The organism is Skermanella rosea (assembly GCF_016806835.2).
GTDB lineage: Bacteria > Pseudomonadota > Alphaproteobacteria > Azospirillales > Azospirillaceae > Skermanella > Skermanella rosea.
On sequence record NZ_CP086111.1, the window covers coordinates 6,078,801 to 6,098,631 of the forward strand.

Annotated in this window: 21 protein-coding genes; 12 read left to right on the plus strand and 9 right to left on the minus strand. The window is 68.3% G+C overall.

Annotated elements, in window-relative coordinates; genetic code table 11:
- Positions 1-91 precede the first annotated feature (91 nt).
- From JL101_RS28480 to JL101_RS28515, 8 genes are all read left to right on the plus strand, one after another.
- Positions 92-1,552 (plus strand): ATP-binding protein, encoded by a 1,461-nt coding sequence (locus JL101_RS28480; protein WP_203098625.1) that lies wholly within the window; start codon positions 92-94, stop codon positions 1,550-1,552.
- 159 nt (positions 1,553-1,711) lie between these two features.
- Complete coding sequence (locus JL101_RS28485) at positions 1,712-2,749, plus strand: PstS family phosphate ABC transporter substrate-binding protein (protein WP_203098626.1); 1,038 nt, start codon at positions 1,712-1,714, stop codon at positions 2,747-2,749.
- Positions 2,750-2,837: 88 nt separating this feature from the next.
- Positions 2,838-4,220, plus strand: a complete 1,383-nt coding sequence (gene pstC, locus JL101_RS28490) for a phosphate ABC transporter permease subunit PstC (RefSeq protein WP_203098627.1) — start codon at positions 2,838-2,840, stop codon at positions 4,218-4,220.
- Entirely contained in the window at positions 4,213-5,523 is a 1,311-nt protein-coding gene (gene pstA, locus JL101_RS28495) for a phosphate ABC transporter permease PstA (RefSeq protein WP_203098628.1), read from the plus strand. The genes pstC and pstA overlap by 8 nt, the downstream gene beginning before the upstream one ends.
- A gap of 105 nt (positions 5,524-5,628) precedes the next feature.
- Positions 5,629-6,375, plus strand: coding sequence for a phosphate ABC transporter ATP-binding protein PstB (gene pstB / locus JL101_RS28500; RefSeq protein ID WP_228435544.1), 747 nt, complete (start codon positions 5,629-5,631; stop codon positions 6,373-6,375).
- Positions 6,376-6,441: 66 nt separating this feature from the next.
- Positions 6,442-7,167: a phosphate signaling complex protein PhoU gene (gene phoU / locus JL101_RS28505; RefSeq protein WP_203098630.1), complete on the plus strand. Its 726-nt coding sequence runs from the start codon at positions 6,442-6,444 to the stop codon at positions 7,165-7,167.
- A 19-nt stretch (positions 7,168-7,186) separates the two neighbouring features.
- Positions 7,187-7,897, plus strand: coding sequence for a phosphate regulon transcriptional regulator PhoB (gene phoB, locus JL101_RS28510; protein WP_201076255.1), 711 nt, complete (start codon positions 7,187-7,189; stop codon positions 7,895-7,897).
- A 38-nt stretch (positions 7,898-7,935) separates the two neighbouring features.
- A complete protein-coding gene (locus tag JL101_RS28515) occupies positions 7,936-8,430 on the plus strand; it encodes a GNAT family N-acetyltransferase (protein ID WP_407697448.1) in 495 nt (164 codons plus the stop codon).
- A gap of 13 nt (positions 8,431-8,443) precedes the next feature.
- On the opposite strand, the gene JL101_RS28520 is transcribed toward JL101_RS28515, so the two are convergent.
- The 9 genes from JL101_RS28520 to ubiE all read right to left on the minus strand — a co-directional run bounded on the left by JL101_RS28520 (position 8,444) and on the right by ubiE (position 16,474).
- The gene (locus tag JL101_RS28520; RefSeq protein WP_203098631.1) at positions 8,444-8,863 is read right to left on the minus strand and encodes a DsrE family protein; all 420 of its coding nucleotides are present in this window, start codon (positions 8,861-8,863) and stop codon (positions 8,444-8,446) included.
- A complete protein-coding gene (locus JL101_RS28525; protein WP_203098632.1) occupies positions 8,860-9,675 on the minus strand; it encodes a HesA/MoeB/ThiF family protein in 816 nt (271 codons plus the stop codon). Before JL101_RS28525 ends, JL101_RS28520 begins: the two co-directional genes overlap by 4 nt.
- 287 nt (positions 9,676-9,962) lie before the next feature.
- Complete coding sequence (cysK, locus tag JL101_RS28530; protein ID WP_203098633.1) at positions 9,963-10,934, minus strand: cysteine synthase A; 972 nt, start codon at positions 10,932-10,934, stop codon at positions 9,963-9,965.
- Positions 10,935-11,007: 73 nt separating this feature from the next.
- Positions 11,008-11,463, minus strand: a complete 456-nt coding sequence (locus tag JL101_RS28535; protein ID WP_158047904.1) for an RrF2 family transcriptional regulator — start codon at positions 11,461-11,463, stop codon at positions 11,008-11,010.
- Positions 11,463-11,981 (minus strand): dUTP diphosphatase, encoded by a 519-nt coding sequence (gene dut, locus JL101_RS28540; protein WP_203098634.1) that lies wholly within the window; start codon positions 11,979-11,981, stop codon positions 11,463-11,465. The genes JL101_RS28535 and dut overlap by 1 nt, the downstream gene beginning before the upstream one ends.
- Positions 11,982-12,260: 279 nt before the next feature.
- Entirely contained in the window at positions 12,261-13,526 is a 1,266-nt protein-coding gene (coaBC, locus tag JL101_RS28545; RefSeq protein WP_203098635.1) for a bifunctional phosphopantothenoylcysteine decarboxylase/phosphopantothenate--cysteine ligase CoaBC, read from the minus strand.
- Positions 13,527-13,679: 153 nt separating this feature from the next.
- Entirely contained in the window at positions 13,680-13,856 is a 177-nt protein-coding gene (locus JL101_RS28550; RefSeq protein ID WP_203098636.1) for a type II toxin-antitoxin system CcdA family antitoxin, read from the minus strand.
- A gap of 157 nt (positions 13,857-14,013) precedes the next feature.
- Positions 14,014-15,606, minus strand: a complete 1,593-nt coding sequence (gene ubiB, locus JL101_RS28555) for a 2-polyprenylphenol 6-hydroxylase (RefSeq protein WP_203098637.1) — start codon at positions 15,604-15,606, stop codon at positions 14,014-14,016.
- 25 nt (positions 15,607-15,631) lie between these two features.
- Entirely contained in the window at positions 15,632-16,474 is an 843-nt protein-coding gene (gene ubiE / locus JL101_RS28560; protein WP_203098638.1) for a bifunctional demethylmenaquinone methyltransferase/2-methoxy-6-polyprenyl-1,4-benzoquinol methylase UbiE, read from the minus strand.
- 125 nt (positions 16,475-16,599) lie between these two features.
- On the opposite strand from ubiE, the gene mutM reads away from it, so the two are divergent.
- The 4 genes from mutM (at position 16,600) to rpsT (ending at position 19,091) form a co-directional block, all read left to right on the plus strand.
- Positions 16,600-17,439: a bifunctional DNA-formamidopyrimidine glycosylase/DNA-(apurinic or apyrimidinic site) lyase gene (mutM, locus tag JL101_RS28565; protein WP_203098639.1), complete on the plus strand. Its 840-nt coding sequence runs from the start codon at positions 16,600-16,602 to the stop codon at positions 17,437-17,439.
- Between the two features lie 16 nt (positions 17,440-17,455).
- The gene (locus tag JL101_RS28570) at positions 17,456-17,878 is read left to right on the plus strand and encodes a hypothetical protein (RefSeq protein ID WP_203098640.1); all 423 of its coding nucleotides are present in this window, start codon (positions 17,456-17,458) and stop codon (positions 17,876-17,878) included.
- 52 nt (positions 17,879-17,930) lie between these two features.
- Positions 17,931-18,707: an enoyl-CoA hydratase gene (locus tag JL101_RS28575; protein WP_203098641.1), complete on the plus strand. Its 777-nt coding sequence runs from the start codon at positions 17,931-17,933 to the stop codon at positions 18,705-18,707.
- 123 nt (positions 18,708-18,830) lie between these two features.
- Positions 18,831-19,091 (plus strand): 30S ribosomal protein S20, encoded by a 261-nt coding sequence (rpsT, locus tag JL101_RS28580; RefSeq protein ID WP_201076284.1) that lies wholly within the window; start codon positions 18,831-18,833, stop codon positions 19,089-19,091.
- Positions 19,092-19,831: the final 740 nt, after the last annotated feature.

Here is a 19,831-nt window from a genome sequence, read left to right on the forward strand (position 1 = left end):
TGTGACGCATGTCCCTGCGGGCATGAAACGGTGTAATGTGTGGTCTAGTAACGACCGTTCATTGCTTGCGCCCCGCCCGCCCCGTGCCATCATGCCCTCACCGGTAGTCCCGACGACGATACCGCTCCTTCTCGGCGGACCCCTGGTGCTGGCGCTCGGCATCGTCCTGCTGGGGCTCGCCGCGGTGGGCGCCATCACCTGGGGCGCCGCCGCGGTGGGGTTGCTGTCCGCGGTCGCGGCGGCGGCGCTGGCGACGCGCGTCTACCGGCGCGACGCCGCCGACGTCGCCACGTATCTCCAGTCCCTGGGGGAGGCCGGGGGCGCCGTCCCCATGCCCGAAGGACTTTCACCGACCGCCCGCCTGCTCGCGGCGTCGGCCTCCAGGACCCACGGCGAGTGGCTGGAGCGTGGCGAACGGTTGCGCGCCGGGCTCGAAGCCAACGAGCAGATCCTCGAGGCGCTCCACGACCCGCTGATCCTGATCGCGTCGGACCGGCGGGTGACGCTGGCCAACATGGCGGCGCGCGGCCTGTTCGGCGACCGCATGGCCGACCGCGACCTGGCGGCGACGCTCCGCAACCCGCACCTGCTGGGCGCGGTCGACGCCGTGCTGGCCGGCGGCGCCTCGCGCATGGTCGAGTTCACCCTGCCGGTTCCGGTGGAGCGGGTGTTCGAGGCGCGGGTCAAGCCGTTCCGCCGCGACGGGTCCACCATCATCATCCTGACCCTGCACGACATCACCGCGATCAAGCGGTCGGAGCAGATGCGCGCCGACTTCGTGGCCAATGCCAGCCACGAGCTGCGCACGCCGCTCGCCACCCTGCTGGGCTTCATCGAGACCCTGCGCGGCCCGGCGCGCGACGACGCCGAAGCGCGCGACCGCTTCCTGGGCATCATGCACGACCAGTCCGGCCGCATGTCGCGGCTGGTCAACGACCTGCTCTCCCTGTCCAGGATCGAGCTGGACGAGCACACGGCACCCACCGGCCGGGCCGACCTGGGGCGCCTCGCCCGCGGCGCCGTCGCGGCGCTGGAGCTGAAGGCCGCAGCACGCCGCATCCGGCTGCACCTGGACCTGCCGGACCGGCTGCCCCCGGTCACCGGCGACGAGGACCAGCTCGCCCAGGTCCTGCAGAACCTGATCGACAACGCGGTCAAGTACACCCGCGACGGCACCGAGGTGCGGATCGCCCTGGCGCTGGTCGAGCCCGGCGGGGGCGGGCCGGCGAGCGCCGTGGTGCCGCTTCCCGCCGGGGGCCGGCGCGCGGCGCCCATGGTCTCGGCCTCCGTGTCCGATTGCGGCGAGGGCATCGCCCGCATGCACCTGCCGCGCCTGACCGAACGGTTCTACCGGGTGGACCCCGCGCGCAGCCGGCAGCTCGGCGGCACCGGCCTCGGCCTCGCGATCGTCAAGCACATCGTCAACCGCCACCGCGGCCGCCTGACGATCGAGAGCGATGTGGGAAAGGGCAGCACCTTCACGGTTTTCCTCCCGGTCGCGGCCGAGGAAAAGGCCGCCGATACCCGCAGGGCAGGCGGCTCCGCGGCATAGTCGCCTCCCGGTCGCGGGTGTCATCAAACTGTCATTCCACCGTAGTAATTGTATCGCCGATCGCCGTTAAGGTCCGCGCCGAAGCCGCAGGTACTCAGGTGCTGCGGGAAAACAGGGCTTTTGGTCCGTATTTTGGCGAATTGGCTGGAGGATTAGATCGTGATCAACAAGAAGCTCGCCGTGGCGGCGCTCGCCGCCCTCGCTTCGACCGTCGCGCTGACGGGTGGCGCCCAGGCCCAGGGCCGCGACCAGATCCGCGTCGTCGGCTCGTCCACGGTGTTCCCCTTCACCAGCGCGGTCGCGGAGACCTTCGGCCGGACCGGCAAGTTCAAGACCCCGGTCGTCGAGTCCACCGGCACCGGCGGCGGCATCAAGCAGTTCTGCGCCGGCGTCGGCGTCCAGCACCCGGACCTGACCAACGCGTCCCGCCGCATCAAGAAGACGGAACTGGAAAGCTGCGCCGCCAACGGCGTCACCACCGTCAGCGAGCTGGAAGTGGGCTTCGACGGCATCGTCTTCGCCAACTCCAAGGCCGCGACGAACACCGACTACACCATCAAGCAGCTCTGGCAGGCGCTCGCCAAGCAGGTCGTGGTGGACGGCAAGGTCGTCGCCAACCCCTACAAGACCTGGAACCAGATCGACCCGTCCCTGCCCAACAAGGAGATCGAGGTGCTCGGCCCGCCCCCGACCTCGGGCACCCGCGACGCCTTCGTCGAGCTGGTGATGGACGTCGGCTGCAACCAGTTCCCGGAAGTCAAGGCCCTGCCGGCCGACCAGAAGAAGGCGGTCTGCGAGCAGGTCCGCGAGGACGGCGCCTATGTGGAAGCCGGTGAGAACGACAACCTGATCGTCCAGAAGCTGGTCGCCAACAAGGACGCGTACGGCATCTTCGGCTACAGCTTCCTCGACCAGAACATGGACAAGCTGCAGGGCGCCAGGATCAACGGCGTGGCACCCGAGCTGGACAACATCGCGGACGCCAAGTACCCGGTCGCCCGCTCCATGTACGTGTATGTCAAGAACCAGCACGTGGACGTCATCCCCGGCGTCCGCGAGTTCTTGGCCGAGTACACCAGCGAGAAGGCGTTCGGCGAGGACGGCTACCTGGAGGCCAAGGGCCTGATCCCGCTGCCCAAGGCCAAGCGCGAGAAGGTCCGGACCGGCATCCTGAACCTGACCCCGGTCACGATGTAATCGTCCGCTCCCCGGCTGCCGGCGCCTTCCGCGCCGGCAGCCGGGGAGTTTCCGGCAGACAGTCGCCCTCAAATCCCGACGGGTCCCGATGTCAGTATCACTCTTCCTAGCGGTTCTCGCCGTGCTGGCGTTTGTGGGATTCCAGCTCGGCAAGTCCCGGGCGGTCGTCACGGCCGGCGGCAAGCTTTCCAGGCTGCACTCCGTGCCGTCCTATTACGGCCTCTACGTCGCCCTGTGGGTCGGCCTGCCGGCCCTGATGCTGTTCGCCCTGTGGACCGGCCTCGAAGGGTCGATCGTGGACGGCATGGTCCGCTCCAGCCTGCCGGCCGCCATGGCGGGATTGTCGCCGCAGGAAATCAACCTGATCATGGTCGACATCCACAACTTGGCCTACGGCAACATCACCAGCCGCGTGCCCGACCCGGCCCTGCTGGCGGCGGCGGAGCACTACAAGGGCCTCCGGGAGATCGGCAACGGCGCCCTCGCCGTCGTCATGCTGGCCGTCGCCTGCGCCGGCCTCTACTACGCCCGGCAGCGGATCGAACCCGGCCTGCGCGCTCGCAACCTGGTCGAGAAGGTCGTCAATATCTTCCTGATCCTGTGCTCGCTGGTGGCGATCCTGACCACGGTCGGCATCGTCCTGTCGCTGCTGTTCGAGGCGATCCGGTTCTTCACCAAGGTGCCCCCGGCCGAGTTCCTGTTCGGCCTCCATTGGAGCCCGCAGACCGCGATCCGCGCCGACCAGGTGGCGTCCGACGGGTCGTTCGGCGCCGTGCCGCTGTTCACCGGCACCCTGCTGATCGCCTCGATCGCCATGGTGGTCGCGGTGCCGCTGGGCCTGATGAGCGCCATCTACATGTCGGAATACGCGCCGGCCAAGGTGCGCGGCACGGTCAAGCCCGTCCTGGAGATCCTGGCCGGCATCCCGACGGTGGTCTACGGCTTCTTCGCCGCCCTGACCATGGCGCCCTTCGTGCGCGACGTGGGCCAGAGCTTCGGGCTCGGCGTCAGCTCGGAGTCGGCGCTCGCCGCCGGCGTCGTGATGGGCGTCATGATCATTCCCTTCGTCAGCTCGCTGTCGGACGACATCATCAACGCGGTGCCCCAGTCCCTGCGCGACGGCTCCTACGGGCTCGGCGCCACCAAGTCGGAGACGATCCGGCAGGTGGTGCTTCCGGCGGCGCTTCCCGGCATCGTCGGCGGCGTCCTGCTGGCGGTCAGCCGCGCGATCGGCGAGACCATGATCGTCGTGATGGCCGCCGGTCTCGCCGCCAATCTGTCGGCCAACCCGTTGGACGCGGTCAGCACAGTCACCGTCCAGATCGCCACCCTGCTGGTCGGCGACCAGGAGTTCGACAGCGCCAAGACCCTTTCGGCCTTCGGCCTCGGCCTCGTGCTGTTCACCGTCACCCTCGGCCTGAACATCATCGCCCTCCGGGTGGTGCAGAAGTATCGGGAAAAATATGACTGACATCATCAGCACACCCCGGGCGGCCGCGCCGTACCAGACCGACGACTTCGCCGCCCGGCTGAAGAAGCGCTACGCCGCCGAGCGGCGCTTCAAGATGTACGGCATGGCCGCGATCGGCGTGGCGCTGGCCATGCTGGCGGTCCTGCTCGCCAGCATCGTGGCCCAGGGTTACACCGCCTTCGCCCAGCACGACTTGGCGCTGGAGGTCTATTTCGACCCGGCCGAGATCGACCCGCAGGGAACCCGCGACCCGGACACCCTGTCCAACGCCAACTACGCGGCCCTGGCGCGCAACGCGCTGCTGGCGGTCTTCCCCGAGGTGGAGTCCAGGACAGACCGGCGCCGGCTGACCGCCATGATCAGCAACGGCGCCGCGTTCGAGCTGCGCCAGATGGTCATGGACGACCCGTCCCTGATCGGGACCCGCAAGTCCGTGAACCTGGCCCTGGCGAGCGACTATGACCAGCTCCTCAAGGGCAACATCGACCGTCGTGTGCCGGAGACCGACCGCAAGGTGACCGACCAGCAGATCGCCTGGATCGACAAGCTGGTCGCCAACGGCAACATCGTGAACGGCTTCAACTGGCGGCTCTTCCTCAACGGCGACAGCCGCGACCCTGAGCTGGCGGGCCTGAAGGCGGGATTGGTCGGCTCGCTGCTGACTCTGATGGTGACGCTCGGCCTCGCGATCCCGATCGGCATCTCCGCCGCGGTCTACCTGGAGGAGTTCGCGCCGAAGAACAAGCTGACCGACCTGATCGAGGTCAACATCAACAACCTCGCGGCGGTGCCCTCGATCGTGTTCGGCCTGCTCGGCCTCGCGGTGTTCCTCAACGTCTTCAACATGCCCCGGTCGGCCCCGGTGGTCGGCGGCATCGTGCTGGCGCTGATGACGCTGCCGACCATCATCATCGCCGGCCGCGCGGCGCTGAAGGCGGTTCCGCCGTCGATCCGGGAGGCGGCGCTGGGCGTCGGCGCCTCGCCGCTCCAGGTGGTGACCCACCACGTGCTGCCGCTCGCGATGCCCGGCATCCTGACCGGCGTCATCATCGGCATGGCCCACGCGCTCGGCGAGACGGCGCCGCTCCTGATGATCGGCATGATCGCCTTCATCGTGGACACCCCCTCGGGCTTCGGCGACGCCGCGACGGTGCTGCCGGTGCAGATCTTCATGTGGGCCGACAGCCCGGAACGCGGCTTCGTCGAGCGCACTTCCGCCGCGATCATGGTCCTCCTGGCCTTCCTGATCGCGATGAACGCGATCGCCGTCGTCCTGCGCAAGCACTTTGAAAGGCGTTGGTAAATGACCGCCCATACACAAATCGGCCGAACACAGACCGGAACCAGCGCCATCCCCGGCGTCGAGGCGCGCTCCGCCGCCGGCATCCTGGCCGGCGCCGCGAACAAGATGGATGCCAAGCAGGTCAAGGTGTACTACGGCGCCAAGCAGGCGCTGAAGGGCATCGACCTGGCGATCCCGGAACGGCAGGTCACCGCGCTGATCGGCCCGTCGGGCTGCGGCAAGTCCACGTTCCTGCGCTGCCTCAACCGCATGAACGACACGATCGGCATCGCCCGCATCGAGGGCCTGATCACGCTGGACGGCCAGGACATATACGACCGCGAGATCGACCCGGTCCAGCTCCGCGCCCGGGTCGGCATGGTGTTCCAGAAGCCCAACCCGTTTCCCAAGTCGATCTACGACAACATCGCCTACGGTCCCCGCATCCACGGCCTCGCCAGCCGGCGGGAGGAGATGGACGAGATCGTCGCCAAGAGCCTGCAGCGCGCCGGCCTGTGGAACGAGGTGAAGGACCGCCTGAAGGAACCGGGCACCGGCCTGTCCGGCGGCCAGCAGCAGCGCCTCTGCATCGCCCGCGCCATCGCGGTCAGCCCCGAGGTGATCCTGATGGACGAGCCGTGCTCGGCCCTCGACCCGATCGCGACCGCCCATGTGGAGGAGCTGATCGACGAGCTGCGGGAGAACTACACCATCGTGATCGTCACCCACAACATGCAGCAGGCGGCCCGCGTCTCCCAGCGGACGGCGTTCTTCCACCTGGGCGACATGGTCGAGGTGGGCGACACCGAGGAGATCTTCACCAATCCCCGCGACGAGCGGACCCAGGGCTACATCACCGGCCGCTACGGCTGATCCGGCCCGCCGGCTTGATCGGCGGGACGTCATTCGGGATAATCGGGCAATTCAGGGAAGCGGCGCATGAGCAACGAGCACATCGTCAAGTCGTTCGCGCAGGAACTGCAGCGGCTGGCGAATCTGATCACGCAGATGGGCGGCGTCGCCGAGGCCCAGGTGGAGGCGGCCGTGCAGGCCGTGGTCCGCCGCGACACGACCATCGCGGCCCAGGTGATGCAGTCCGACCTCCGGGTCGACGGCTACGAGCGGGACGTCGACGCGGAGACCCTGCGCCTGCTGGCGCTGCGCCAGCCCATGGCGTCCGACCTGCGCGAGATCGTGTCGGCCCTGAAGATCGCCGCCGACCTGGAGCGGATCGGCGACTACGCCGCCAACATCGCCAAGCGGTCGATCGCCCTGGCCCAGGTGCCGCCGGTCCGCCCGGCCGCGGCGATCCCCCGGATGGGCCGGCTGGTCCAGGAGATCATGAAGGACGTGCTCGACGCCTTCATCGAGCGCGACGTGGAGAAGGCGGTCGCCGCGCGCCGCCGCGACGAGGAGCTGGACGACCTCTACACCAGCCTGTTCCGCGAAGTGCTGACCTACATGATGGAAGACCCGCGCAACATCACCCCCTGCACGCACCTGCTGTTCATCGCGAAGAACCTGGAGCGGATCGGCGACCACGCGACCAACATCGCCGAGACGATCCATTTCCTGGTGATCGGCCATCCGCTGACGACGGAACGCCCCAAGGGCGACGAAAGCAGCTATGCTGTCGTCACCCCCGGGACGGAATCGCAGGGCTAGTATTGGAACAAGGCATCCCATGAATTCGGCGCTGAAACCCCTCGTCCTCATCGTCGAGGACGAGGCGGACCTCGTAACGCTCCTCAAGTACAATCTGGAGAAGGAAAGCTTCCGCACCCTCTCCGCGGGCGACGGCGAGGAGGCCCTGCTCCTCGCCGCCGAGCAGACGCCCAACATCGTCCTGCTGGACTGGATGCTGCCGCTGATGTCCGGCCTCGAGGTGTGCCGCCAGATGCGGCGCAATCCCAAGACCCGCGACATCCCGATCATCATGCTGACCGCCCGCGGCGAGGAGGCGGACAAGGTCCGCGGCCTCAATTCCGGGGCCGACGACTATATCGCCAAGCCCTTCTCTCCGACCGAGCTGGTCGCCCGGATGCGCGCCGTCCTCCGCCGCGCCAGCCCCGGCCTGGCGGAGGAGCTGCTGCGGTTCAACGACGTGGTGATGGACCTCGCGGCCCACCGGGTGCGCCGCCAGGGCCGCGACATCCACCTGGGGCCGACCGAATTCCGCCTGCTGCGCCATTTCATGCAGCATCCCGGCCGGGTTTTCTCGCGCGAGCAGCTGCTCGACCTGGTCTGGGGACACGACGTCTATGTGGAGCCCCGCACCGTCGACGTGCATATCCGCCGGCTGCGCAAGGCGCTGAACGAGGAAAACGACAACGACCTGATCCGCACCGTCCGCTCGGCGGGCTACGCGCTCGACGTGAAGGGCGGCGGCGCCTGATCCCGGTCCTGGAGACACCCCGGCTGGTCCTGCGCCCGCTGGAGCTTTCCGACGCCGGCGCGGTCCAGGACGTCTTTCCCCGGTGGGAGATCGTGCGGTTCCTCGCCGGCCATGTCCCGTGGCCCTATCCGGCCGACGGCGCCCTGTCCTACATCCGGGACGTGGCGCTTCCCGCCATGGAGCGGGGAACGGAATGGCACTGGTCCATCAGGCCCCGGCCGGATCCGGACCGGCTGATCGGCGTCATCAGCCTGATGGACAAGCCCGACGACAACCGCGGGCTCTGGCTCGACCCCGCCTGGCAGGGGCGGGGCCTGATGACGGAGGCAAGCGCCGCCGCCATCCATTTCTGGTTCGAAGCCCTCGGCCGGCCCGTCCTCAGGGTCCAGAAGGCCGAGATCAACCTGCGCTCCCGCCGGCTGTCGGAGCGCGACGGCATGCGGCTGGTCGGAACCCATGACAGGGATTTCGTCTCCGGCCGCTTCCCCGCCGGGATCTGGGAAATCACCCGGGAAGAGTGGCGCCGCCGGTAACCGGCCGGCGGAGTCAGACGAACAGCATGTTGCCGTCGCCGGGCGCCCCGTTCAGCAGCGTGACGACGCCGCCGGTCACCACCGGCACGTCGTCGCGCAGGGCGGACGCGTCCAGGCCGATCGCCTTCAGCGCCATCTCGCAGACCATCACCGTGACGCCCAGGGCGACGCAGGCCTCCAGCAGTTCCTCGAACTCGGCGAGGCCGCTGCGGCCGAAATGGGCGTTGCGCTCCTCCGGCGACGAGCCGTCGTCGGCAGGGTCCAGCCCGCGCCAGCCGCCGCCGGCCTTCAGCGCCAGGACCGCCCGTCCGGTGAAGAACAGGGTGGCCTTGCGGTTGGTCGCCGCCGCGGCGCTCGCCATCACCAGCGCGTAGTGGACCCGGTCGAACCCGCCGGAGAACACCACCAGCGACAGCGTCGAAGCCCCGCTCATGGCAGGGCTCCCTCAGGCCCGGACGGGTGCCCGGACAGGTCCGTGATGGTCGGATGGTGCCCGCACAGCGGGCACTCCGGATCGGGCTGGACCCGGACCTTGTGGAAGCTGGTGTGGAGCGCGTCGTACATCAGCAACTGCCCCGACAGGCTGTCCCCGACGCCGAGCAGCTCCTTCAGGACCTCGATCGCCTGGATCGAGCCGACGGCGCCGGCCAGCGCGCCCAGCACGCCGCCCTCGGCGCAGCTCGGCACCAGCCCGCGCGGCGGCGGTTCGCGGAAGATGCAGCGGTAGCAGGGGTTGGGACCGCCCAGATAGGATTTGAAGGTGGAGATCTGCCCGTCGAACCGCAGCATAGCCGCCGATACCAGCGTCCGGCCGCCGAGATGGCAGGCGTCCGCCAGCAGGTACCGGGCGGCGAAATTGTCGGTTCCGTCGGCCACCACGTCGTAGTCGGCGATCAGCCCCATGGCGTTGGCCGCGGTCAGCCGCTCCCGGTGGATTTCGAGCCGGACGTCCGGGTTGATGGCTTCCAGCCGCGCCTTTGCGCTCTCCACCTTGGGCGTCCCGATCGCGGCGGTGTCGTGGATGATCTGGCGCTGCAGGTTGGACAGGTCGACCACATCGGGGTCGATCACCCCGAGGACACCCACCCCCGCCGCCGCGAGATAGAGCAGGAGCGGCGATCCCAGCCCGCCGGCCCCTACCACCAGTACCCGCGACTTCAGCAGCACCTCCTGCCCGATGCCGCCGACCTCCGGCAGGATGATGTGGCGGGCGTAGCGCTCGACCTGCGCGTCGGTAAAATCCATAAGGTGCTGACCTGGTGTTTGCTAGTTTCCGCCCGCCGGTCTCCAGCGGGAAGGGAACACTTCCGTTTCATCCTGGCCGGACTTCTTCCCGTCAGTTTGCGCGTGGATGCGCGGGTCAAGCCCGCGCATGACGAAAAAGGAGCCAGCCGGACCCGCCCGTCACCGGACCCACATGCCAAGGCCTCCCAAGCACGGGAGGCAGGCGAAGGCTCCCTTTTCCGTCATGGCCGGACTTGATCCGGCCATCCACGCGCGAACTTCCTCCTGGAAGAAACCCGACTTCTGCCTTACTCCAGCCCCTCGAACAGGGCGGTCGACAGGTAACGCTCGGCGAACGACGGGATGATCACGACGATCAGCTTGCCCTCGTTCTCCGGCCGCTGGCCGACCTCGATCGCCGCCGCCAGCGCGGCGCCCGACGAGATGCCGACCGCCAGGCCCTCGACCCGGGCCGCCTTGCGGGCGGTCTCGAAGGCGCGCTGGTTGGAAATGCGCAGCACCTCGTCGATCAGGTCCTTCTTCAGGATGTCGGGCACGAAGCCGGCGCCGATGCCCTGGATCTTGTGCGGGCCGGGCAGGCCGCCCGACAGCACCGGGCTGTCCTCCGGCTCGACCGCGATGACCTTGAAGTCGGGCTTGCGCTGCTTGATCACCTCGCCGACGCCGGTCAGCGTGCCGCCGGTGCCGACGCCGCTGATCAGGATGTCGGCCTTGCCGGCGGTGTCGCGCCAGATCTCCTCGGCCGTGGTGGCGCGGTGGATCGCCGGGTTGGCCGAGTTCTTGAACTGCTGGGTGATGAAGGCGTTGGGGGTCGACTCGACCAGTTCCTCGGCCTTGCGGATGGCGCCCTTCATGCCTTCGGACGCGGGCGTCAGCTCCAGCTCGGCGCCCAGCAGCTTCAGCATCTTGCGGCGCTCGACCGACATGCTCTCCGGCATGGTCAGGATCAGCCGGTAGCCCTTGGCCGCGGCGACGAAGGCCAGCGCGATGCCGGTATTGCCCGAGGTCGGCTCGACCAGGGTGGTCTTGCCCGGCTCGATCTTGCCCTCGGCCTCGGCCGCCTCGATCATCGCCAGCCCGATGCGGTCCTTGACGCTGGACAGCGGGTTGAAGAATTCGAGCTTGCCGACGATGTCCGCCTTGACCCCGTACTCGGAAGCCAGCCGCCGGACGCGGACCAGCGGCGTCGCCCCGATCGTATCCAGGATGCTGTCGTAGATCCTGCCCCGGAATTCAGGTCCGTGTTCTGGAGCCGCCATGGTATTCCACCCTTCGCAACTGTTAAATCTTGGAAATCACAGATAATCCAATCTAATATCTCGGACCCGGATTTTAAATGCTGAAATCGATCTTGGCGTGGGTTTCGCTCTCGATGCCGGCCTGGTTGGCGCGCAGGCACAGGTCCTCGATCGTGATGTCGTCGAGCTGGGTCATGCAGTCGTCCTGGAGCTGCAGCCAGATCGGCCGGACGACCTTCAGGCCGAGGATCGACCCGGTCGGCTCCTCGACGGGATCGGTCGCGGTCTCCATGGCGCGGACCACCCGGACGATCTCGCCAATGCTGATCCGCCGCCGTTCCCGGGCCAGGCGGTAGCCACCGCGCGGACCCCGCACCCCCGCCAGCACCCCGGCGCGGACGAGTTGCTGGAGCACCTGTTCCAGGTAGCGCTTCGGGATTCCCTGGCGGCGCGTGATCTCGCCGCTCTGCACCGGCTCGCTGCCGGCATTGTAGGCGATGTCGAGGACCGCCTCGATCGCGAACATCAGCTTCTTCGAGATGCGCAGCATCAGTCTTGTCCTTTTTCGTCCACGCCGGCCCTGTCCGTCCCGGCCGTCCCGGTAGACCCGAAACCGCCGGTGCCGCGGGCGCTCTCCTCCAGGGTCTCGGCGAGGTCCCAGGCGACCCGGGTGTAAGGGGCGATCACCAATTGGGCGACGCGCATGCTGCGCTCCACGGTGAAGGGCCGTTCCCCGTGATTGATCAGGATGACGCCGACCTCGCCGCGATAGTCCGCGTCGATCGTGCCGGGGCTGTTCAGCACCGTGATGCCGTGACGCAGCGCCAGACCCGACCGCGGGCGGACCTGCGCCTCGTAGCCGGCGGGCAGCGCCAGCGCGAAGCCGGTCGGGATCAGCGCCCGGGCGCCCGGCTCCAGCACCACGGGATCGGAGACGGCGGCCGACAGGTCCATGCCGGCGGAATGCTCCGTCGCATAGGACGGCAGGTCCAGGCCGGCACCGTTGGGAAGGCGCGTCACGGCCACCGCCAGGGCGGCCGGTGCATCGGGTTTTGCATCAGGGATCATGCGCTGTAGATAGCGCAGATATCACACAATGTAACAGGTAAATCGACCCCCGCAGCGAAAAAATCCGCTTCCCGGCGGCGCCTGGAGCTGTGCCCGATCAGGTCGATCCGCCCGGGGCAGCCGAACCGATGCATTGGGCCACGGCCCAAACTACGATCGATGACCCGCATCACCTCCGCCCTGCATCAAACCGTAGGTTGGGCCGTGGCCCAACGCATCGCGGCGACTGGAACGGCAGGCAATGTGGACCGGAGCGGCTCAACCTGATCGGGTGACGCTCTACTCCGCCCCCGTGCCCACCAGATGGTCCGCGATGGCGGCGGCCAAGCGCTGGGCGACCTCCTCCTTGGACAGCGGCGGCCAGTCCTCCAGGGTGTCCCCGCGCAGCAGGTGGACCGTGTTGCTGGTTCCGCCGAAGGTCCCGCTGGACGGGGAGACGTCGTTGGCGACGATCCAGTCGCAGCCCTTGCGCGCCAGCTTGGCCCGGGCGTGCGCGACAACCTTCTCGGTCTCGGCGGCGAACCCGACGACCAGACCCGGCCGCATCCGGCCCGGGCGGGACAGGGTGGCCAGGATGTCCGGGTTCTCGGCCAGTTCCAGCGCCGGCAGCTGGCCGCCGTCCTTCTTCAGCTTCTGGCTCGACATGGCCCGCACCCTCCAGTCCGCGACCGCCGCGGCGCAGACCGCGATATCGACCGGCAGCGCGTCCTGGCAGGCGGCCAGCATGTCGCGGGCGCTCTCCACATGGACCATGGCGACGCCGTCGGGGTCCGGCTCCCGCGTCGGCCCGCTGACCAGGGTGACCGAGGCGCCCAGCCGCGCCAGGGCCGCCGCGATGGCGTGCCCCTGCTTGCCCGACGATCGGTTGGCGATGTAGCGGACGGGATCGATCGGCTCGTGGGTCGGCCCGCTGGTCACCAGCGCCCGCCACCCCCTCAGCGGCCCCGGAGCCTCCTCCCTGGGCGCCGCGGCGCGCCCGAAGAAGGCGGCGATGGCGGCCAGGATCTCCATCGGCTCGCTCATCCGGCCGCTGCCGGTCTCGCCGCAGGCCATGTCGCCGACGCCCGGCCCGATCCGCAGGATGCCGCGCGACTCCAGCGTCGCCATGTTGGCCTGGGTCGCCGGGTGCGACCACATCATGATGTTCATGGCCGGGGCCACCATCACCGGCTTGTCGGTCGCCAGAAGGGCGGTGGTCGCCAGGTCGTCGGTGATGCCGGCCGCCATCTTGGCCAGGATGTTGGCGCTGGCCGGAGCCACCACGACCAGGTCGGCCTCCCGCGACAGCCGGATGTGCCCCATCTCCGCCTCGTCGGTCAGCGACCACAGGTCCATGTAGACCTTTCCCTCGGACAGGGCCGCCACCGACAGCGGCGTCACGAACTTCGCCCCGCCCTCGGTCAACACGCACCGCACCCGGGCCCCGCGCTCCTTCAGCCGCCGGATCAGGTCCAGGCACTTGTACGCCGCGATCCCGCCCGAGATGATCAGCAGGATGCGCTTGCCGTCGAGGATGCGGTGTTCGGGGAAAGGTGTATCGGCCATGGTGCGGTCCTGGAGGTCTGTCCTGACGGACGGATTCAAGTCATCCACAGATGAACGCAGATGGACACAGATATCCGAGTCTTATCTGTGTCCATCTGCGTTCATCTGTGGACAATAAATCAGGCGATAATATAGGTTAGTGACATCATATACTTAAAAAAGTAATTCGTCCTCATCAAGAAGCAAGCCGTGGATGGAACGATGCCTGTTCAGGACGGCAATGTCGGAGTCGATATCCTGCTGCCGCCGACGCGCTGCTTCCTGCGCGACGGCGGGCGCGATTCCAGCCTCTATCTCAACCGAGATATCGATGTCGTAATCACGGCCCATGGCAAGTAGATCCTCGTTGAAGCAGGGTATGGTTGCCCGCCATCGAACGGTGATGCAACACTTTCGCGAAAGTGCGCTTATGCCATCCCCCTTCTGACATGCACATCATGTTGGGGAATATGTGCATGTCAAGACTGCCCCGTCGCCGCGAAGCCCGTCAGGTCACCACCGCCAGCGCCGCCAGCGCCACGGCCATCGTCACGGTCCACAGGGTCCAGATCGTCCGCCGTCGCTTGCGGACGAAGCCCTCCAGCAGGATCTCGATCGTCGCCGGATGCAACGGCAGCCCGTTCTCGTTGATCGTCCGGGTCGCCCGCTCGGCCTCGCGCATCACGCGGGGCAGGGTGCGCAGTGCGTTCAGGACCGACTCCAGCTCGTCGACCATCCGCGCCTCGGGACCGCGGTTCTCGCGCATCCAGTCCTCGATCAGCGGACGGGCCAGCTCCCACATGTTGATGTCGGGGTTCAGCGCGCGGCCCACCCCCTCCGCCGTCAGCATGCTCTTCTGAAGCAGCAGGAGCTGCGGCTGGGTCTCCATCTCGAACTGCTCGGTGACCGCCAGCAGCTGGGCCAGCAGCCGCCCGATCGAGATCTCGTGCAGCGGCTTGTTCAGCAGCGGCTCGCCGATCGCGCGGCAGGCCTGGGTGAAGGTCTCGATGTTCTGGTGCGCCGGGACGTAGCCCGCCTGGAAATGCACCTCGGCGACCCGGCGGTAGTCGCCGTTCAGGAAGCCCAGCAGCATGTCGGCCAGATAGTACCGCGTGGCGCGGTCCAGCCGGCCCATGATGCCGAAATCCACCGGGGCGATGTGGCCGTACTCGTTGACGAACAGGTTGCCCGGGTGCAGGTCGGCGTGGAAGAAGCCGTCCCGGAACACCTGGTTGAAGAAGGACGACGACGCCTGGGCCAGCACGTCGTCGGGGTCGAACCCCGCGGCCCGGATCTTGTCGACCTCGTCCACCTTGATGCCGCGGATCCGCTCCAGCGTCAGCACGCGCTGGCTGGTCCGGTCCCAGTCCACCCGGGGCACGTTGAAGGCGGTGTCGCCGCGGAAATTGTCGGCCAGTTCCGACGCGGCCGAGGCCTCCATCCGCAGGTCCATCTCCATCCGCACCGTGTCGGCGAAGATCTGCACCACCTCGCCGGGCCGCAGCCGCTTGAACCGGGGCTGGATCTTCAGCGCCAGCTCGGACAGCCAGCGGAACAGGTCCAGGTCCTGCCGGAAGGCCAGCTCGATCCCCGGCCGCAGCACCTTGACCGCGACCTCCCGGGAGCGCGGGTCGTCGGCGTCCAGGTCATGCTCGCCGTCGCGGTCGCGGCGGGTCGCCACCACCGCGAAATGGACCTGGGCGATCGACGCCGCGGCGACCGGCTTCTCGTCGAAGCTCTCGTAGATCTCCTCGAGCGGCCGTCCCAGCTCCGCCTCGATGATCCGGCGCGCCTCCGACGTGGGGAAGGGCGGCAGCTTGTCCTGGAGCTCGGCCAGGTCGGCGGCGATCGCCTCGCCGACCAGGTCCGACCGGGTGGACAGGATCTGGCCGAGCTTGATGAAGCTGGGTCCCAGGTCGCGGAGCGCCGCGGCGATCCGCTGGCCGGGCCGGCCGGGAACGCCCTTGGCGGAGAACAGGCGGGCGAATCCCGCGATGCCCGGCGCCACGTCGCGCAGCTCGTGCGGGAACAGGGCGTCGTGGCGGCCCAGCGTGCGCATGATCACGACGAGGCGGGCAAGGTTGCGGATCGTGCGGATCATGACAGGTTTCTGGATTGGGAAAAGGTCAGAGCCGCCAGCCCGAATGGATCGCGGCGATGCCGCCGGTCAGGTTGCGGTAGCGCACCTGGCCGAAGCCGGCCGCCTCGATCCGGCCGACCAGGCTCTGCTGGTCGGGGAACTGGCGGATGCTTTCCACGAGATACTGGTACGCCTCGCGGTCGCCGGCCACCATCTGGCCCAGCCGGGGCAGCACGGTGAAGGAGTAGCGGTCGTAGACGTCGCGTAGCACCGGCAGCACGACCCGGCTGAATTCCAGGCAGAAGAAGCGTCCGCCCGGCCGCAGCACGCGACGGGCCTCGGCCAGCGCCGCGTCGATCCGCGTCACGTTGCGCAGGCCGAAGGCGATGGTATAGACGTCCACCGACCGGCTCTTCAGCGGCAGCTTCTCGGCGTCCCCGACGATCCAGTCCACCCCGGACAGCACGCCCCGGTCCACCGCCCGGTCGCGCCCGACCAGGATCATCTTTTCATTGATGTCGCAGACGAAGGCCTGGGCCGGCCCGCCCGCCGCCTCCAGGAACCGGAACGAGATGTCGCCGGTGCCGCCGGCCACGTCCAGCAGGGTCATTCCCGGCCGGGGCCGGATCAGCTCGATCAGGTCCGACTTCCACAGCCGGTGGATGCCGCCGGACATCAGGTCGTTCATCAGGTCGTAGTTGCCAGCGACGCTGTCGAACACCTGGCGCACCATGGGCGCCTTCGTGCGGGGATCGACCTCGCGGAAACCGAACCAGCGCGCCTCCGGCGCCTCTCCCTGGGGGGAGGGGCGGTCGGCGGGCTGGACGGACGGACCGCGCGGCGGGGCGCCGGGAACGGGAGCGGGGTCTTGGGAGGGATCTTCGGCCATGGTCTGCAACATAGCGGCTCGGCGGTGCCCTTGCCAGTTGCCACGGCGGACTTTCCGCGCCGATCGCCGAACGGACCGGAATGCGGCGCTTTTTGTCGCGCTCCGGACCGGCTATGGTCGGTCCCATGCCAGAACTGCCCGAAGTCGAAACGGTCTGCCGCGGGCTCGCCCTCAGGATGGAGGGGCGGGTGCTCGCGAAGGTCGAGCAGCGCCGCCCCAACCTGCGCATCCCCTTCCCCGAGCGCATGGTCGAGCGGCTGACCGGCCGGCGGGTCGTCACCATCCGGCGGCGCGCCAAGTACATCCTGATCCACCTGGACGACGGCCAGGTGCTGATCGTCCATCTCGGCATGTCCGGCCGCATGACCATCGGCCGCGACCTGGGGCCGCCGCTGCCCCACGACCATGTCCTGCTGACCACCGACGACGGATCCGAGGTCCGCTTCAACGACGCCCGCCGGTTCGGCCTGATGGCCTTGACGGGGGAGGAGGAGCTGGACCGCCATCCCCTGCTGGCCTCCCTGGGGCCGGAGCCGCTGGGCAACGGGTTCGACGCCGGGACGCTGTCCGACGCGCTGAGGTCGAGGATCACGCCGATCAAGGCGGCCCTGCTCGACCAGACCGTGGTCGCCGGCCTGGGCAACATCTATGTGTGCGAGGCGCTGTTCTGGTCGGGCATCAGCCCCAGGCGGATCGCCGCCACCGTGGCCGGCCGGCGCGCCGAGCGGCTGGTGCCCGCCATCCGCGAGGTCCTGACCCGCGCGATCGAGGCCGGCGGCTCGACGCTCCGCGACTATGTCCAGTCCTCCGGCGAGCTGGGCTATTTCCAGCACCAGTTCGCGGTCTACGACCGGGAGGGGCAGGCCTGCCCCGGCTGCACCTGCGACGTCGGACGCACCGGCGGGGTGCAGCGGATCGTGCAGGCCAACCGCTCGACTTTCTATTGTCCGCGACGGCAGCGCTGATGTATCGCTAAGCCCCATGCCGCGCCGTCCGGTCCTCCCTTCCGCGGTCCTCGCCGCCGTCCTGCTCCAGGTCCAGCCCTCCGGCTTTCCTGGCGGGGCGGAGCTTTGCGGCGCTTCCGGGGCGCTCGCCGCGGATGCCTTCGTGGACGGGATCGACGACCTGCCGCTGATGCCGGGCCTCGTCCCGGTCGCCGACCAAGCCCTCGTGTTCGACAAGCCGGGCGGCCGGATCGTGCAGGCGGTCGCCACCGGTTCCCTGGACGCTTCCGCCATCCGGAGCTTCTATGCCGAAACGGCCCCCCAGCTCGGCTGGGCCGCGGCGGGGGAGGGGCGATTCGTCCGGGACGGCGAGTTCCTGCGCATAGAACTGGTCGAGGAGCCGGCCGCGTCCGGCCGGGGCGGCCCGGTGACCGTCCGCTTCATGCTGATACCGCAATAGCCGGCCCCTATCCGAGCGGCATCCGGGCCAGGCACCATCTGGGAGTAGAGACATGCCTTACGAGAACATCCTGGTCGAGACCCGCGGCCATGTCGGGCTCATCACGCTGAACCGGCCGAAGGCGCTCAACGCCCTGTCCGACGCCCTGGTGACCGAGCTGGCCGCCGCCGTGGACGCTTTCGAGGCGGACGACGAGATCGGCTGCATCGTCCTGACCGGCAGCGAGCGGGCCTTCGCCGCCGGCGCGGACATCAAGGAGATGGCCGGCCGGGACTACATGGACGTCTACCTCTCGGATTTCATCACCCGCAGATGGGGCCGGGTCGCCACCGCCCGCAAGCCGGTGATCGCGGCGGTCGCCGGCTACGCCCTGGGCGGCGGCTGCGAGCTGGCGATGATGTGCGACTTCATCCTGGCGGCCGACACCGCCAAGTTCGGCCAGCCGGAGATCACCATCGGCACCATCCCCGGCGCCGGCGGCACCCAGCGCCTGACCCGCTTCGTCGGCAAGTCCAAGGCGATGGAGATGGTCCTGACCGGCCGCACCATCGACGCCGCCGAGGCCGAGCGCTGCGGCCTGGTCAGCCGGGTCGTGCCGGCCGCCGACCTGCTGGACGAGGCGATGAAGGTCGCGGCCCGGATCGCCTCGCTGTCGCGCCCGGTCGTCATGATGGCCAAGGAATCGGTCAACCGCTCCTACGAGACCACCCTGGAGGAGGGGATCCGGTTCGAGCGCCGCCTGTTCCATTCCACCTTCGCGACCGAGGACCAGAAGGAAGGGATGGCCGCCTTCGCCGAGAAGCGCGAAGCCAACTTCAAGAACCGCTGAAATCCCGGCAAGGGGAGGGCCGGGGCGGGAGAAAAGCGACTCTCCCGCCTTGACTCTCCGAGCGGGTGCCCCCTATAAAGCGCGCTCGCATTCGGCACAGGTGTGTCCGCAGAAGGTTTAGTTATGGCCAATCACAAGTCCGCAGAAAAACGTATCCGCCAGACCGAGCGGCGCACCGCCGTGAATCGCGCGCGGGTCAGCCGCATCCGTACCTTCGTCAAGAAGGTCGAGACCGCCATCGCGACCGGCGACAAGTCCGCCGCCGCCGAGGCCTTCAAGGAAGCCCAGCCCGAGCTGATGCGCGGCGTCTCCAAGGGCGTGCTGCATCGCAACACGGTCTCGCGCAAGCTGTCGCGGCTGTCTTCCCGCATCAAGGCTCTCTGAGCCTCCTCGCGGCGAGATCAAGCCGCGCCGCTGTCCGGCGCGGCTTTTTTGTTCCTCGACTCAAGTTCTTTCGAAACTCTTTGGCACCATAAGGTTGCTGAAGCTATAGCTGTGCGCGATCCGCGTCTCCGGAAGAATAAGTCGTTTGAGAACGAAGTTTGCTTTTTCGGCCGTTCCCTTTTCGATCCTGTTGTCAGTCAGTCGGCACCCTATTAACATTTGTTGACGCACTGGCCGATAACCCCCGGGACCTCGCGGAGCCAAGTAACGGCCCCCTGATCCGGTGGTCGGAACGCATACCAGAGATGGAAATTGGGCGGCTGACGGAAGGCGGCTGAGGGAAGAACGCCAAGGGTTCTCCTTCCCCGGCACCCGGTTGCACGAAAAAATGAAATCTACGATCGGCAAGCGAGTCAATCTTGCCGACAGGGAGCGGTTTTGCCCACTTTCATGGTGTCGACGCTGCGCTTCGAGTCTCCCGGACCGATCGGTATCCCCTGGGCGAGGCGTGACAGGATGGCGCGTGACGAAGCGCCGGCTGAAAAGTTGATGGCAGGTGCCGGGCTGGTTTCGGCATATTTCCCGCACCCGTGGGATCCCGACCGGGATCCTTCCTCCCGCCTCCGCGGCGATGGCGCCGGCATGGCGGCGACGCCGCGCGCATCGGGGCGAGACTCGGGGACTGGGGCCGGCCGCCGCTTCGCGGGGTCGATGGAACGCGGTATCAGGAGCTGATGGGC